The sequence below is a fragment of the Streptomyces sp. NBC_01408 genome (assembly GCF_026340255.1).
Lineage (GTDB): Bacteria > Actinomycetota > Actinomycetes > Streptomycetales > Streptomycetaceae > Streptomyces.
On the sequence record NZ_JAPEPJ010000003.1, the window covers coordinates 838,238 to 853,718 of the forward strand.

At 70.0% G+C, this 15,481-nt stretch carries 13 protein-coding genes, 5 tRNA genes and 1 pseudogene; 6 read left to right on the top strand and 13 right to left on the bottom strand.

What is annotated here, in order from left to right; genetic code table 11:
• Positions 1-191: 191 nt before the first annotated feature.
• Positions 192-752: pseudogene (gene cofC, locus OG447_RS31280) on the top strand (2-phospho-L-lactate guanylyltransferase); the annotation flags it as partial.
• 314 nt (positions 753-1,066) lie between these two features.
• On the opposite strand, the gene OG447_RS31285 reads toward cofC, so the two are convergent.
• From OG447_RS31285 to leuC, 4 genes are all read right to left on the bottom strand, one after another.
• Entirely contained in the window at positions 1,067-1,747 is a 681-nt protein-coding gene (locus tag OG447_RS31285; protein WP_266940910.1) for an HU family DNA-binding protein, read from the bottom strand.
• Positions 1,748-1,892: 145 nt separating this feature from the next.
• On the bottom strand, positions 1,893-2,120 hold the full coding sequence (locus tag OG447_RS31290; RefSeq protein WP_030009267.1) for a hypothetical protein: 228 nt from the start codon (positions 2,118-2,120) through the stop codon (positions 1,893-1,895).
• A gap of 137 nt (positions 2,121-2,257) precedes the next feature.
• Positions 2,258-2,851, bottom strand: a complete 594-nt coding sequence (gene leuD, locus OG447_RS31295; protein WP_266940912.1) for a 3-isopropylmalate dehydratase small subunit — start codon at positions 2,849-2,851, stop codon at positions 2,258-2,260.
• A gap of 5 nt (positions 2,852-2,856) precedes the next feature.
• The gene (leuC, locus tag OG447_RS31300) at positions 2,857-4,281 is read right to left on the bottom strand and encodes a 3-isopropylmalate dehydratase large subunit (RefSeq protein ID WP_266940913.1); all 1,425 of its coding nucleotides are present in this window, start codon (positions 4,279-4,281) and stop codon (positions 2,857-2,859) included.
• 119 nt (positions 4,282-4,400) lie between these two features.
• Between leuC and ndgR the strand changes: the two genes are divergently transcribed.
• On the top strand, positions 4,401-5,117 hold the full coding sequence (gene ndgR, locus OG447_RS31305; RefSeq protein ID WP_112450208.1) for an IclR family transcriptional regulator NdgR: 717 nt from the start codon (positions 4,401-4,403) through the stop codon (positions 5,115-5,117).
• A 196-nt stretch (positions 5,118-5,313) separates the two neighbouring features.
• Here the strand turns inward: ndgR and OG447_RS31310 are convergent.
• The 9 genes from OG447_RS31310 to OG447_RS31350 form a co-directional block, all read right to left on the bottom strand.
• Positions 5,314-5,386, bottom strand: a tRNA-Glu gene (locus OG447_RS31310).
• Between the two features lie 23 nt (positions 5,387-5,409).
• Positions 5,410-5,481: transfer RNA gene (locus OG447_RS31315), tRNA-Gln, on the bottom strand.
• 24 nt (positions 5,482-5,505) lie between these two features.
• Positions 5,506-5,578, bottom strand: a tRNA-Glu gene (locus OG447_RS31320).
• A 61-nt stretch (positions 5,579-5,639) separates the two neighbouring features.
• Positions 5,640-5,712, bottom strand: a tRNA-Glu gene (locus OG447_RS31325).
• A gap of 27 nt (positions 5,713-5,739) precedes the next feature.
• A tRNA-Gln gene (locus tag OG447_RS31330) sits at positions 5,740-5,811 on the bottom strand.
• Between the two features lie 87 nt (positions 5,812-5,898).
• A complete protein-coding gene (locus tag OG447_RS31335) occupies positions 5,899-6,627 on the bottom strand; it encodes an HAD family hydrolase (protein ID WP_266940914.1) in 729 nt (242 codons plus the stop codon).
• Positions 6,628-6,845: 218 nt separating this feature from the next.
• Complete coding sequence (gltX, locus tag OG447_RS31340) at positions 6,846-8,321, bottom strand: glutamate--tRNA ligase (RefSeq protein WP_266940915.1); 1,476 nt, start codon at positions 8,319-8,321, stop codon at positions 6,846-6,848.
• Complete coding sequence (locus tag OG447_RS31345) at positions 8,314-9,120, bottom strand: fumarylacetoacetate hydrolase family protein (RefSeq protein WP_266940916.1); 807 nt, start codon at positions 9,118-9,120, stop codon at positions 8,314-8,316. The genes gltX and OG447_RS31345 overlap by 8 nt, the downstream gene beginning before the upstream one ends.
• A 97-nt stretch (positions 9,121-9,217) precedes the next feature.
• Complete coding sequence (locus OG447_RS31350) at positions 9,218-9,412, bottom strand: hypothetical protein (protein WP_266940918.1); 195 nt, start codon at positions 9,410-9,412, stop codon at positions 9,218-9,220.
• Between the two features lie 568 nt (positions 9,413-9,980).
• Here OG447_RS31350 and OG447_RS31355 point away from each other — a divergent pair.
• From OG447_RS31355 to OG447_RS31370, 4 genes are all read left to right on the top strand, one after another.
• Positions 9,981-13,664: a nitrate- and nitrite sensing domain-containing protein gene (locus tag OG447_RS31355; protein WP_266940919.1), complete on the top strand. Its 3,684-nt coding sequence runs from the start codon at positions 9,981-9,983 to the stop codon at positions 13,662-13,664.
• 9 nt (positions 13,665-13,673) lie between these two features.
• A complete protein-coding gene (locus OG447_RS31360) occupies positions 13,674-14,087 on the top strand; it encodes a roadblock/LC7 domain-containing protein (RefSeq protein ID WP_069922098.1) in 414 nt (137 codons plus the stop codon).
• A gap of 151 nt (positions 14,088-14,238) precedes the next feature.
• Positions 14,239-14,631 carry a DUF742 domain-containing protein gene (locus OG447_RS31365; RefSeq protein ID WP_266940920.1) on the top strand — a complete coding sequence of 131 codons (393 nt, stop codon included), beginning with the start codon at positions 14,239-14,241 and terminating at the stop codon, positions 14,629-14,631.
• On the top strand, positions 14,612-15,193 hold the full coding sequence (locus OG447_RS31370) for an ATP/GTP-binding protein (RefSeq protein WP_031144253.1): 582 nt from the start codon (positions 14,612-14,614) through the stop codon (positions 15,191-15,193). Before OG447_RS31365 ends, OG447_RS31370 begins: the two co-directional genes overlap by 20 nt.
• Positions 15,194-15,481: the final 288 nt, after the last annotated feature.

Here is a 15,481-nt window from a genome sequence, read left to right on the forward strand (position 1 = left end):
TGTCGAGAACACCGTACGCCCCGCTCAGGGCACCGGGCTCCCGGGTTGCCCGGGCGGAGGTGACAATGGGCCGACACATGACCCGGCCATGACCTGACCATGGCACAAGGCCGTGCCGGAGCGCGCCGGAGGGAAGGGGAGCGGCCACGAACGCCGTCTGGAGCCTGGTGGTCCCGCTGAAGCCGCTGGCAATGGCCAAGAGCCGTCTCGCGGCGGCCGTCGGCGCGTCCCGTCCGGGGCTCGCGCTGGCCTTCGCGCAGGACACCGTGGCAGGGGCGCTGGCCTGCGCGGCGGTCGCGGATGTGGTGGTCGTCACGGACGACGCCGCGGCCGGGGCGGAACTGGCCAGGCTGGGGGCGCGGATCGTCCCGGACGCCCCGGGGGCGGGGCTCAACGCGGCGGTGGCCCACGGGGCGCGGGCGGTACGCGCGGCCCGGCCGGCGGCGGCGGTGGCCGCGATGAACGCGGATCTGCCCGCGCTGCGCCCACCCGAATTGCTACGGGTGCTCGAAAACGCCGCGGCATTTCCCCGGGCATTTCTGGCGGATGCCGCCGGAATCGGGACGACGTTGCTTTCCGCCGCTCCGGACGTCGAATTGGCACCCTCGTTCGGCGGCCCGTCGCGGGCCAGGCATTCGGCCTCGGGGGCGGTGGAAATCGCCTTGCCGGGCGTCGACAGCGTGCGCCGGGACGTGGACACGGCAGCCGACCTGCGGACGGCGCTCGCCCTCGGTGTGGGCCTTCACACGGCCCGATACAGTGCCCGTATGCAGGCGACCGCGTACACGTACGACTCCCAGACCCGCAGCGGCAGTGTGCTGCTGGACGACGGCACCCCGGTGCCCTTCGGAGCCCCGGCCTTCGATGCGGGCGGACTGCGACTGCTGCGCCCGGGGCAGCGGGTGCGGATCGAGACGGACGGCGAGGGCGCGGACCTGCGGATCACCCTGGTCACGCTTCAGACCTTCTGACCCGCGGGCGTTCGCACCACGTCCGACCTGCGGGAACAGCACCGCGGGCCGGCTCCCCCAGGGGGAAGCCGGCCCGGCGTGTGTGACTCGTGCCCTTACTTCTTGCGGGCGGTGGTCTTCTTCGCGGTGGCCTTGCGCGTCGCCGTCTTCTTGGCGGGCGCGGTCGTCTTCGCGGTGGCCTTCTTGGCCGCCGGGGCGGTCTTCTTCGCGGTGGCGGTGGTCTTCTTCGCCGCGGGCGTGGCCTTCTTGGCCGTGGCGGTGGCCTTCTTCGCCGTGGCCGTCGCCTTCTTCGCGGTGGCGGTGGACTTCACCGCGGTCTTCTTCGCGGTGGCGGTGGTCTTCTTGGCCACGACCTTCTTCGCGACCGTGGTCTTCGCCGCCGCCTTCTTGGCGGTGGTGGCCCTCTTCGCCGCGGCCTTCTTGACCGTCGCCGAAGCGCCACCGGTGAGGCTGCCCTTGGGCGCCTTCTTCACGGACACCTCGCCGCCCTTGGGCAGCTTCTTGGTGCCGCTGACCAGGTCCTTGAAGCCCTGGCCCGCACGGAAGCGGGGCACCGAGGTCTTCTTGACCCGGACGCGCTCACCCGTCTGCGGGTTGCGGGCGTAGCGGGCTGGGCGGTCGACCTTCTCGAACGAGCCGAAGCCCGTGACCGAGACCCGGTCGCCCGCGACGGTAGCGCGGACGATCGCGTCCAGTACCGCGTCGACAGCGTCCGCGGCCTGCTGGCGGCCGCCCAGCTTGTCGGCAATCGCTTCTACGAGCTGCGCCTTGTTCAACGTCTTCCCCTTCGGAGACTTCGCCAGAACGAATGTGTTCAAGCTTATTTCGCACGTTAGGCGGATATATACCGCAAATCAAACACGAAACGGGCTAATCACCCTAGTGCCGCAACGCTGGAGGCCGTTACGGAGTTCCTTCGCATCAGTCGCCTTCAGGGAATCGACCCTCGTCGAGGTCCTTCATCAACCTGTCCAGGCGCCTTGCCGCATCGGCGAGATCGTGCTTCGCCGCGGCCGTGACGACCAACAGCTTCCTGGACAGCGCCATCCTTACGCCCTCCGGGACTTGCAGTGAGCGCACCCGTGTGTGTGCTTCTTTCAACCGGTCCGCGACGAGTTCGTAGAGCTCGAGTTGACTGTCGCGTTCCATGCACAGATTGTGCCATCTGGGGCGAGTTGTCGCCTCACGGGGCCTCAACAAACGCCTGTGCCCCCCGCCGGAAGGCGAGGGGCACAGTGTTGCCTATGTGATCACCCGAAGGCGAATAAGCGCTGATCAGGCCGGAATCAGGCCCTAATCGTGCGCGGCTTGAAACCCGGGCGGGTGCTTTCGTACGTCGCGATGTCCGCTTCGTTCTGAAGGGTGAGCGAGATGTCGTCCAGCCCCTCCAGCAGCCGCCAGCGGGCGTTGTCGTCGAGTTCGAACTCCGCTTCCACGCCTTCCGCTCGCACCTGGCGGTCGACCAGGTCGACGGTGATCTCCGCGGTCGGGTCGGCCTCGGTCAGCTGCCACAGACGGTCGACGGCCTCCTGCGGCAGGACGACGGTCAGCAGGCCGTTCTTCAGCGAGTTCCCGCGGAAGATGTCGGCGAAGCGGGAGGAGATGACCGTCTTGAAGCCGAAGTTCTGCAGGGCCCAGACGGCGTGCTCGCGCGAGGAACCGGTACCGAAGTCGGGGCCGGCGACCAGTACGGTGGCGCCGGCGCGCTCCGGGCGGTTCGTGATGAACTCCGGGTCCTTGCGCCAGGCCTCGAAGAGCCCGTCCTCGAACCCGTCGCGGGTGATCTTCTTCAGCCAGTGGGCCGGGATGATCTGGTCGGTGTCGACGTTGCTGCGGCGCAGCGGGACGGCCCGGCCGGTGTGGGTGGTGAAGGCTTCCATGGTTCTCAGACTCCGGCGGTCGCGTTGGCGTCGGACAGGTCGGCGGGAGAGGCCAAGTGGCCCAGTACCGCGGTGGCGGCGGCCACCTGCGGGGAGACCAGGTGGGTGCGTCCGCCCTTGCCCTGCCGGCCCTCGAAGTTGCGGTTGGAGGTGGACGCGGAGCGCTCACCCGGCGCCAGTTGGTCGGGGTTCATGCCCAGGCACATCGAACAGCCCGCGTGCCGCCATTCGGCGCCGGCCTCCTTGAAGACCTTGTCCAGGCCCTCTTCCACGGCCTGCAGGGCCACCCGGACCGAGCCGGGGACGACCAGCATCCGTACGCCGTCGGCGACTTTGCGGCCCTCGATGATCCCGGCGACGGCGCGCAGGTCCTCGATGCGGCCGTTGGTGCAGGAACCTACGAAGACGGTGTCGACCTTGATGTCGCGCAGCGGCTGCCCGGCGGTCAACCCCATGTATTCCAGGGCCTTTTCGGCGGCGTGGCGCTCCGAAGCGTCCTCGTACGAAGCCGGGTCGGGGACGCTGGCCGACAGCGGTGCGCCCTGGCCCGGGTTGGTGCCCCAGGTGACGAACGGGGACAGCGTGGTGCCGTCGATGACGACCTCGGCGTCGAAGACCGCGTCCTCGTCGGTGCGCAGGGTCTGCCAGTAGGCGACCGCCGCGTCCCAGTCCGCGCCCTCGGGGGCGTGGTCGCGGCCCTTCAGGTAGTCGAAGGTGGTCTGGTCGGGGGCGATCATGCCCGCCCGGGCGCCGGCCTCGATCGACATGTTGCAGATGGTCATGCGGGCTTCCATCGACAGCTGCTCGATGGCCTCGCCGCGGTACTCCAGGATGTAGCCCTGGCCGCCGCCGGTGCCGATCTTGGCGATGATGGCCAGGATCAGGTCCTTGGCGGTGACGCCCTCGGCCAGCGCGCCGGTGACGGTGATCGCCATCGTCTTCGGGCGGGCCAGCGGCAGGGTCTGGGTGGCCAGCACGTGCTCGACCTGGCTGGTGCCGATGCCGAAGGCCAGCGCGCCGAAGGCGCCGTGCGTAGAGGTGTGCGAGTCGCCGCAGACCACGGTGGTGCCCGGCTGGGTCAGGCCCAGCTGCGGTCCCACGACGTGGACGACGCCCTGCTCCACGTCACCCAGCGAGTGCAGGCGTACGCCGAACTCGGCGCAGTTCGCCCGCAGCGTCTCCAGCTGGGCCCGGGAGACCGGGTCGGCGATCGGCTTGTCGATGTCGATGGTGGGGGTGTTGTGGTCCTCGGTCGCGATGGTGAGGTCGAGGCGTCGGACCTTGCGGCCGGCCTGACGCAGGCCCTCGAAGGCCTGCGGGCTGGTCACCTCGTGCAGCAGGTGCAGATCGATGAAGAGGAGGTCGGGCTCGCCTTCGGCGCGCCGGACGACATGGTCGTCCCAGACCTTCTCCGCGAGTGTCCTACCCATCGCTTTCCCTCCGGCTCACCGTCCCGGACCCAGTGGTTCGTGGACCCGTACATACAGACTCGCTGTTTCTTGGAAATATTGAACTTGCGTTTCACAGTGTGAGACGTGAATATCGTTTCATGGACAACTCTAGCGGCGTCGGCGTTCTCGACAAGGCAGCTCTGGTACTGAGCGCACTGGAGTCCGGTCCGGCCACCCTCGCCGGGCTGGTCGCGGCGACAGGGCTCGCACGACCCACGGCACATCGCCTTGCCGTGGCACTGGAACACCACCGGATGGTGGCGAGGGACATGCAGGGCCGGTTCATCCTCGGTCCGCGGCTGGCGGAGCTCGCCGCCGCGGCCGGCGAGGACCGCCTGCTGGCCACGGCGGGACCGGTACTCACCCACCTCCGCGACGTGACGGGCGAGAGCGCGCAGCTCTACCGCCGTCAGGGAGACATGCGCATCTGCGTGGCCGCCGCGGAGCGGCTGTCGGGCCTGCGGGACACCGTCCCGGTGGGCTCGACGCTCCCGATGAAGGCGGGCTCGGCCGCGCAGATCCTGATGGCCTGGGAGGAGCCCGAGCGGCTCCACCGCGGCCTCCAGGGCGCGCGCTTCACGGCGACGGCGCTCTCCGGCGTACGGCGCCGCGGCTGGGCGCAGTCGATCGGCGAGCGGGAGCCCGGTGTGGCCTCCGTCTCGGCGCCGGTGCGCGGGCCCTCGAACCGCGTGGTGGCCTCCGTGTCGGTCTCCGGGCCGATCGAGCGCCTGACCCGGCACCCGGGCCGGATGCACGCGCAGGCCGTGATCGACGCGGCCGCCCGTCTGACGGAGGCGCTGCGCCGCTCCAGCTGAGCACTCCCCGGCCTGCCGGTCCCTCTTCCCTCTTCCACCCCCGGGCCCGGGGGCGCGTACGACGCCGCACACGTCCGAACACGCGCCGCCGGGCCCGTACTTGTACCGGGTGACAAGTGACGGACGGAGTGCCGCGCGGTGGCCGGAAACGGCGAAGAGGCCCTCCGCGATGATCGCGGAGGGCCTCTTCGATGCGTACCCCCGACCGGATTCGAACCGGCGCTACCGCCTTGAGAGGGCGGCGTGCTAGGCCGCTACACAACGGGGGCTAGCTGGTGTTGCTGTTACTGCGCTGGGCTACCAGGACTCGAACCTAGAATAAGGGAACCAGAAACCCTCGTGTTGCCAATTACACTATAGCCCAAAGTGGTCTAGACCAGACCAACAGTACCCCCGACCGGATTCGAACCGGCGCTACCGCCTTGAGAGGGCGGCGTGCTAGGCCGCTACACAACGGGGGCCCTAGCGATCCTGCATCAAGACGTCCGGGTGCGACCCTGGAGATCTCGCGGGAAGGATCTGTACCCCCGACCGGATTCGAACCGGCGCTACCGCCTTGAGAGGGCGGCGTGCTAGGCCGCTACACAACGGGGGCAAAGCACTGCGTTATTACTGCACTGCGCTGGGGTACCAGGACTCGAACCTAGAATAAGGGAACCAGAAACCCTCGTGTTGCCAATTACACTATACCCCACCAAAAGTCAACCCCCTGAGGGGCTTTCTTTTTTTGGTGGCGCCTCCGTCCGGCCTTTCGGCCCGCTCCGGCGGCGCAGAAAGAACATTACCGGATGGCTGACCGTGCTCCAAAACGGGTATCCCCGGCCAGCAGCTGCGGCAGGTGTTCGAGCCCGGTGATCCGGTGTACGCCGTCGGGCCCCGGCCCACGGCCTCCGTCTCGGTCGAGCCAGACCGCCACCAGTCCGGCATCCCGGGCGCCGCGCGCGTCGATCTCCGGCTGGTCCCCCACGTACGCCACCTCCCCGGGCGGCAGTCCGAACGCCTCGCACGCGGCGAGGAAGGCCGCCGCGTCGGGCTTGCTGACGCCCAGCTCGGCGGCGCACACGAGCACCTCGAAGCGCTCCCGCAGTCCGAGGTGGCGCAGCTTGGGGTCCTGGTTGGCCACGCTGGAGTTGGAGAGGACCCCGTGGCGGTACGTGGCCGCGAGGGCGTCCAGTACGGGCACCACGTCGGGGAAGAGGGCCCAGGCGGCCTGGTAGTGCTCGACGTACCGGCCGAACCAGAGGTCGGTCTCGGCGTCGGTCATCCCGGGCGCCTCCAGGAAGTCCCGCACCCGGTCCCGGCGCTGCCCCTGGAAGGTGACCTCACCGGCCGCGAAGCGCTCCCAGTGCCGGTCGGTGATCTCCCGCCAGACGGCCAGCGCCCGCTCGGGGGTCCCGTACCGCTCCCGCAGGTGCTCCGCGTCCAGCTGCCGCGCGAGCCCGGAGGCATCGGCCCCCGTGTAGTCGAAGAGGGTGTCGTCGATGTCCCACAGCACGGCGCGGATCGGCATGGGGCCGAGCCTACGCGCGAGTCCGTGTGCGCACAGGCCTTTCCGGGGCCTGCCGGTGTCGACGGCGCGGACACCTGTCCCGTCGTAGGCCTCGGGCGCAGCGGTCGGCACCTGGCCCTCCACCGCCCTGGACGCTGCCGCGAACACCGCAGGGGGCGGCGGCCTGGTCGGCTGCCGCCCCCTGCGGGACGTGCGGACGTACGGAACGTACGGGAGGGCTACGCGGCGAGCTTGGCCAGGGCCGCGTCGATGCGGGCCAGGGACTTCTCCTCGCCCAGGATCTGGAGGGACTCGAAGAGGGGCAGGCCGACCGTGCGGCCGGTGACGGCCACGCGGACCGGGGCCTGAGCCTTGCCGAGCTTGAGGCCGTGGGCCTCGCCGGCGGTCAGGACGGCCTGCTTGAGGGACTCCGGGTCGTTCCAGTCGGCGGCGGCGAGGTTCTCGCGCGCGGTCGTCAGGAGGGCCGCCGGGTCGCCCTTCATGGCCTTGTCCCAGGAGGGCTGGTCCTCGACCGGCTCCTTGCGGAACAGGAAGTCGACGTTGGCCGTGATGTCCGACAGGACGGTGACGCGGGTCTGGGCGTACGGCGCGATGGCCGCCCACGCCTCGGCGTCGAAGTCCGCGGGCTCCCAGTTGGCGTGCGGGGCCTGGAGCCACGGGGTGCAGGCGTCCGCGAAGGCCTTCGGGTCCAGCAGGCGGATGTGGTCGCCGTTGATCGACTCGGCCTTCTTGAGGTCGAAGCGCGCCGGGTTGGCGTTGACCCCGTCGATGTCGAACTTCGACACCATCTCCTCGATCGTGAAGACGTCCTGGTCCTTGGAGAAGGACCAGCCGAGGAGCGAGAGGTAGTTCAGCAGGCCCTCGGGGAGGAAGCCGCGCTCGCGGTAGAGGTTGAGCGAGGCCTCGGGGTCGCGCTTGGAGAGCTTCTTGTTGCCCTCGCCCATCACGTACGGCAGGTGGCCGAAGGCGGGGGTGGTCTTGGCCACGCCCAGCTCGATCAGCGCCTTGTACAGAGCGATCTGGCGGGGGGTGGAGGACAGCAGGTCCTCGCCGCGCAGGACGTGGGTGATCTCCATCAGCGCGTCGTCGACCGGGTTGACCAGCGTGTACAGCGGGGCGCCGTTGGCCCGGAGGATGCCGAAGTCCGGCACGTTCTCGGGGGTGAAGGACAGCTCGCCGCGGACCAGGTCCGTGAAGGTGATGGTCTCGTCGGGCATCCGGAAACGCACGATCGAGGCGCGGTGCTCACCCTGGTAGGCCTCGACCTGCACCTGGGTCAGCTCGCGGCAGTGGCCGTCGTAGCCGGAGGGCTTGCCGGCGGCGCGGGCGGCGGCGCGCCGGGCGTCCAGCTCCTCGGTGGTGCAGTAGCAGTGGTACGCGTAACCGCCGTCGAGCAGCTTCTGCGCGACGTCCTTGTAGATGTCCATGCGCTCGGACTGGCGGTACGGGGCGTGCGGGCCGCCCACCTCGGGACCCTCGTCCCAGGTGAAGCCGAGCCAGCGCAGCGAGTCGAGCAGCTGCTGGTACGACTCCTCGGAGTCGCGGGCCGCGTCGGTGTCCTCGATACGGAAGACGAACGTACCGCCGTGGTGGCGGGCGAACGCCCAGTTGAAGAGGGCGGTCCGGACCAGGCCCACGTGGGGGTTGCCGGTCGGGGAGGGACAGAAACGTACGCGGGGGTTCGCGTTAGCCACGCTTGATCACCTTGTTGGTGAGAGTGCCGATGCCTTCGATGGTGACGGCGACCTCGTCGCCGACGTTCAGGGGGCCGACTCCGGCCGGGGTCCCCGTGAGGATGACGTCGCCCGGGAGCAGCGTCATGGCCTCGGTGATGTGGACGACCAGGTCCTCGATGGAGCGGACCATCTGGCTGGTGCGGCCGAGCTGGCGCTGTTCGCCGTTGACCGTGCACTGGATGGCCAGGTCGGACGGGTCGAGGTCGGTCTCGATCCAGGGGCCGAGGGGGCAGGCGCTGTCGAAGCCCTTGGCGCGCGCCCACTGCTTCTCCCGCTGCTGGACGTCGCGCGCGGTGACGTCGTTGGCGCAGGTGTAGCCGAGGATGACGTCCTTGACGCGCTCCCGGGGCACCTCGCGGCACATGCGGCCGATCACCACGGCGAGCTCCGCCTCGTGATGGACCTCCTGGGAGAAGGAGGGGTAGGCGATCGGGTCGCCGGAGCCGACCACCGAGGTGGAGGGCTTGAAGAAGGTGATCGGCGCCTCAAGACGACCCTGGTCGTCGACGATGGCGTTCCCCAGCTCCGCCGCGTGCTCCGCGTAGTTGCGGCCGATGGCCACGACCTTGTTGGGGAGCACGGGCGGCAGCAGCCGGACCTTGCTGAGCGGAACCTTCGTGCCGGAGAGCTCGAAGTCCGCGAACGGAATGCCCTTGATGATGTCGAGGACGAGCTCTGTCTCGTCGCCGGGGGCCGTGCTGCCCTCCACGGCGCCGAAGGCGACATTGCCGTCGATCGAGAACCTGGCGATGCGCACGTGTTGCGTCTGCCCCTCTGTATTTCCGCTGGCTGGAGTCTGCGGACCCCAGGCTAACGCGGCGGGCCGGGACGCTTCGCGTTCCGTTGCGCCGTGGTTACTGCGCGGCGGCGGCGACCGGCGCGTCCATCAGGATCGTGCGGCGCGGGTTCGCGGTCTGGGCCGGCAGCTCGACGGAGTGCTCCGGGGCCAGGGGCGCCTGGAGCTCCTCGGCGTCCTTGAGGTGAGCGAGGGTGGTGCGGCGGGGGTTGGCTATGTTGCGGAACAGCGGCCGCGTCGTCTTCGCGTTCATCGGAGTTTCGGGACCCTCGGTCTGTCGTATGGGCGTCGGTTGTCGCATGCGTCAACCCTTTAAGGGGCAAGGCTAAACATCTGAATCCCCCGCGGAACCAGGAAGTAATGGCCAGCGCTGTGTGAGTTTGCTCACCCGCGACCAGGCATTACGGGCATAATGGACAGTCAATTCCACCCCCAGAAACGGACATTGCGCCACTGAATGCGCCATTCCGCTCCTGATCATCTCGACTGGGACACCTTGCCAGGAGCGTTGTTTGGGTGGCGTAAGTCCGGTTTTTCCTGATAGCGGGAGCACATCGCGTAGCCCACCTGTCACATGCCGTCACCGACTCTCCGGGCCGACACCCGCACCTTGTTGGAGATCCCCCACTGTGCTGGAATTCGCGGGACCGCCGCGGGAATCAGCCGGCGCGCAGGTGGCGCGACTCAGCGCCGAGCGCGGCGGCAAGGAGAGGGAGACGCGCCGGTCACCGACGACCACCATGGGGCCGTCAGTGCCCCACGACTCGACACCGTCCCACCGGTCGCCCGGCGGGACGCCTGGTCCAGAGGTTGCGACGCTAGTGCAGGGACGATTCAAGAGGGATGGCAGCGCTGCGGCGGAGCAGGAGCCGCGCGGCGGGACCGACCGTGGCTCCTCGCCCCAGCACGCCCAGAACCGCGGGCCGGCTGTCGAAGGGGCACGCCCCGACGCATCCGCCACGGTGAAGGCGAAGGGCCGCGGGAAGTCCGCCAAGGACAAGGTCAAGGCCAAGGCCGGGCCGGTCGAGCAGGACGTGGCGATACCCAAGGCCCCCAGCGGGCCCGGCTCTCGCCTCGCCATGCAGAACTGGCGCATCAGCACGCGACTGGTGTCGCTGCTGACCCTGCCGGTCGTCGCCGCCACCACGCTCGGTGGCTTCCGCATCAACGACTCGCTCAATGACATCGCCCAGCTGGAGCACATGCAGCTGCTGACGACGATGACCCGGCAGGCCACCAACCTGGCCGCCGCGCTCCAGGAGGAGCGGGACAAGTCCGCGGGTCCGCTGTCGGTGACCCCGGGCAAGTCCAACAGCATCGTCGACGGCGTCCGCGAGACGACCGACTCCGCCGCCAAGGCCTTCGAGGCCGCGACCGCGAAGGTCGACAGCGCGCAGGACAAGGACGAGACCCTCAAGTCGATCCGCAACAACGTCCTGCAGATCGGCCGCCAGCTCACCAGCATCAAGGACATCCGCCAGAAGGCGTACGTCAACGGCGCCCAGCAGACCGTCACCGAGTACAACTCCCTGATCGTCTCGCTGCTCTCGCTCTCCCAGGACATGGCCCAGGCCACCTCCAGCCCGGAGATGATCAAGCGTACGCGCGCCCTGGCGGCCTTCTCCTCCGCCAAGGAGTACGCCTCCGTCCAGCGCGCGATCATCGCCGCCGCCCTCCCCGACAGCAGCGAGAAGCAGGGCAAGCTGCTGGAGAACGACCGACTGTTCGCCCTCTCCGCGCTCCGCGGTGAGGGCCAGTCGAAGAAGACCTTCGAACTCGTCTACCAGGGCAAGCCCGAGGAACTCCTCGCCGCGCTCGGCGACGGCAACACGGAGATCGGCAGCGCCGACCACTACGCCCGCCGCGTCCTGAGCAACGAGGGGCAGTTCGTCAAGGAGAAGAACCGGTCCTGGATGGACTGGTACGACGCCGACGACACCAAGCTCCAGGCGATGAAGGTCATCGAGCTGACCCTGCTCGAAGACATGGAGCAGAAGGCCCGCGAGCTCAAGAACGAGTCGCAGCAGGACGCCATCATCAACGGTGCCCTGATCTTCCTCGTCCTCGGTGTCTCCCTCGTCGGCGCCTTCGTCATGGCCCGCTCGATGATCCGCTCGCTGCGCCGCCTGCAGGACACCGCCACGCGCGTGGCCCAGGACCGGCTCCCCGAGCTCGTCAAGCAGCTGTCCGAGTCCGACCCGCAGGACGTCGACACGTCCGTGGAGTCGGTCGGTGTGCACACCCGCGACGAGATCGGCCAGGTGGCCGCGGCCTTCGACGACGTGCACCGCGAGGCCGTCCGCCTCGCCGCCGAGCAGGCCCTCCTGCGAGGCAACGTCAACGCGATGTTCACCAACCTCTCGCGCCGCTCGCAGGGCCTCATCCAGCGCCAGCTCTCGCTCATCTCCGAGCTGGAGTCGCGCGAGGCCGACCCGGACCAGCTGTCCTCGCTCTTCAAGCTCGACCACCTCGCGACCCGCATGCGCCGTAACGGCGAAAACCTCCTCGTCCTCGCGGGCGAGGAGCCGGGCCGCCGGTGGACCCGCCCCGTCCCGCTCGTCGACGTGCTCCGCGCCGCGGCGTCCGAGGTGGAGCAGTACGAGCGCATCGAACTGTCGTCGGTGCCCGGCACCGACGTCGCCGGCCGCGTCGTCAACGACCTCGTGCACCTCCTCGCCGAGCTGCTGGAGAACGCCACCTCGTTCTCCTCCCCACAGACCAAGGTCAAGGTCACCGGTCACGCTCTCCCCGACGGCCGCGTGCTCGTCGAGATCCACGACACCGGTATCGGCCTCTCCCCCGAGGACCTGGCCGCCATCAACGAGCGGCTCGCCGCGCCGCCCACCGTGGACGTCTCGGTCTCCCGCCGCATGGGCCTGTTCGTGGTCGGCCGCCTGTCCCTGCGACACGGCATCCGCATCCAGCTGCGCCCCTCCGACTCGGGCGGTACGACCGCCCTCGTCATGCTGCCGGTGGACGTGGCCCAGGGCGGCAAGAAGCCGGGCCCGATGCCCGGCGGCCAGGGCGGTCCCTCCGCCGGTCAGGGTGGTCCCGGTGGACAGCCCTCCGTGCCCGGTGGGGGCGCGCGTCCGACCGTCGGCGCGGCCCCGCAGCGCGGCCAGGTCGCCGGTGGCGCCCAGCGTGCCGCCCTGCCCGGACGTGACGGCGCCGCCCCGGGCCAGCAGCGTCCGCAGAGCCAGCAGAACCAGCAGGGCCTCCAGGGCGGCCGGCCCCAGCAGCAGGGCGGCCCCGGTGCTCCCGGCGCCCGCCCGCAGCCGGGTCCGACCACCGCGGGGCAGGGCCAGGGCGCCTTCGGCGCCGGTGCGCCGATGGCGGGCCGTGGCCCCGCCGGTGGTCCGCAGGGCCGCCCGGCGTCCGGTCCCGCCGGATTCCCCCAGGGCACCGGCTTCGAGCGGCCTCAGCCGCAGCAGCCGCAGCCTCAGCAGGCCCAGCAGGCCCAGCAGCAGTCCGCTGCCCCGGCTCAGCGCGGCGGGCGGCCGCAGCTGCCGCCGCGCGGCGGCGCCCCCCGTCCCGAGCTCCCGGGTCCGCAGACCGCGAGCTGGGGCGCGGACCAGGCACGCGGCCACGACGAACTGTCGGGCCCCGGTTCGACGGCCGAGTTCGCCCGCCCCGACTTCAACGCCCCGCTGCCTGTGGCGGACGGCGGCAACAGCACGACCGGGCAGTTCGAGCGTCCCGACGTACGGGGCCCCCTGAGCCCGTCCGCCACCGGACAGTTCGAGCGCCCGGAGCAGCGCGGCCCCGCGGATCCCTCCACGACCGGGCAGTTCGCCCGCCCGGGCACCCAGGCCCCGCGGCCCGGCGGTCCCGGTGTCGGCGGCTTCGCCCGCCCGGCCCAGGCTCCGCAGCAGCAGGCTCAGGCCCCGCAGCACGGCGGCGACTACGCACCCGTACCGCAGGCCCGTCCCGAGGCTCCCCGGCTGCCGCAGGGGCACCGCCCGGAGGCCCTGCCCCCGGCGCAGAGCTCCGGCGACGCCCGCAGCCCGATCTTCGACACGCTCGAGTCGAACTGGTTCCGCGAGGAGGGGCAGCAGCCCCCCGCGCAGGGACCGTCGGCCGGCGCACCCCAGCAGGGCCAGCAGCCGCAGCAGTCCGCTCCGGTGGCTCCGCACCAGCCGCAGCGCGGTCAGGAGTACGCGACGGAACCCGCCTCGGCGGCGACCGGCGCCACGCCGACCGTCAGCTGGCGGTCCTCGCCGAACGACGAGCTGATGCGGCAGGCCGAGCGCGTGCGCCAGCCCGCCGCCGGCGGCATCACCACTTCGGGGCTGCCCCGCCGGGTCCCACGGGCGAACCTCGTGGCCGGCACCGCACAGCAGCAGGCCGAGGCCCAGACCGGTCCTCAGGTCTCGCGTTCGCCCGATGACGTCCGCGGCCGTCTGACGAACCTCCGACGCGGTATCCAGCAGGGTCGTCAGGCAGGCAACAGCGGCCCGGCGACCGGCAGCTACCACGTCGACCCCACTTACCAGCAGGAGCGATAGTTGAGTTCGATGAGCCAGGCGGCACAGAACCTGAACTGGTTGATCACCAACTTCGTGGACAACACCCCAGGGGTGTCCCACACCGTGGTGGTCTCCGCCGACGGACTCCTTCTGGCGATGTCCGAAGGTTTCCCCCGTGACCGTGCCGACCAGCTGGCGGCCGTGGCCTCCGGTCTGACCTCGCTGACCGCCGGGGCCTCCCGGATCTTCGAGGGCGGCGCCGTCAACCAGACCGTGGTCGAGATGGACCGGGGATTCCTCTTCCTCATGTCCGTCTCCGACGGATCCTCGCTGGCCGTACTGGCGCACCCCGAGTGCGACATCGGCCTCGTGGGCTACGAGATGGCCCTCCTGGTGGACCGAGCGGGCAGCGTCCTCACCCCGGACCTGCGCGCGGAGCTGCAGGGAAGCTTGCTCACCTGACTGTCACTCTTCCGGCCGGACGGTACTTCCGGCCGGAAGACCGGGGCCCCTCCCCCGGAACCAAGTACCCCCGCCAGGCCGTCATACCGTCCCCCCACCGGCCGCCCCGTCAGACGGCACGCTGACCACTGCTGTCCAGCCCGGAGGATCAATGACCCCGCCCCCCGCCTATCCCGATGCGTACGGAGATTCGTACTCGGATGGCGACCAGCCGCTGGTGCGTCCGTACGCGATGACCGGCGGCCGGACCCGGCCCCGCTACCAGCTCGCCATCGAGGCGCTGGTCAGCACCACGGCCGATCCGATGCACCTGTCCGGCCTCCTCCCCGAGCACCAGCGAATATGCACCCTGTGCCGGGAAGTGAAGTCGGTCGCGGAGGTCTCCGCACTGCTGTCGATGCCGCTCGGTGTCGCCCGGATCCTCGTCGCCGACCTGGCGGAGGCCGGAATGGTGGCCATCCACCAGCCGGGCAATGGAGAGGCCGGCGGCACGCCGGATGTAACGCTGCTCGAAAGGGTGCTCAGTGGCCTTCGGAACATCTAGCGGTGGAGCTGCTCGCTCCACCACCTCGGCGAAGATCGTGGTGGCGGGCGGCTTCGGCGTGGGCAAGACCACGTTCGTCGGTGCGGTCTCCGAGATCAACCCGCTGCGCACCGAAGCCGTCATGACCTCCGCGAGCGCGGGGATCGACGACCTCACGCACACCGGTGACAAGACGACCACCACGGTCGCCATGGACTTCGGCCGCATCACCCTGGACCAGGACCTGATCCTGTACCTCTTCGGTACGCCGGGCCAGGACCGCTTCTGGTTCATGTGGGACGACCTGGTCCGCGGCGCCATCGGCGCGATCGTCCTCGTCGACACGCGCCGTCTCGCCGACTGCTTCCCCGCCGTCGACTACTTCGAGAACAGCGGCCTGCCGTTCGTCGTGGCCCTCAACGGCTTCGAGGGGCACCAGCCGTACACCCCGGAGGAAGTCCGCGAGGCCCTGCAGATCGGCCCCGGCGCCCCCATCATCACCACCGACGCCCGCCACCGCGCGGACGCCAAGAGCGCGCTCATCACGCTCGTCGAGCACGCCCTGATGGCGCGGCTCAAGTAACACGGTTTCAACTGTCGCGCGTGAGGGGCGGGCTGTGTCATGCGACACGGCCCGCCCTTCTGCTTCATAACGTTTCGACAGAGAATTGCGGCCAGGTGGACACGGGGTGCGGTCGGTTGGTGCCGCTACGCGCACAACTCCCCCCATTTTTGCCGTAGGAAGGACTTTATGTCCGGTTTATGTGGGGCATAAGCTTCTGGGAATGGCCGGTTTCAACTGTTTGGAACACGGCCGTTAACCGTGCTGGAATTCAACGAACTAGCTAGTAGCACCGCCGAGAGGTTGTTG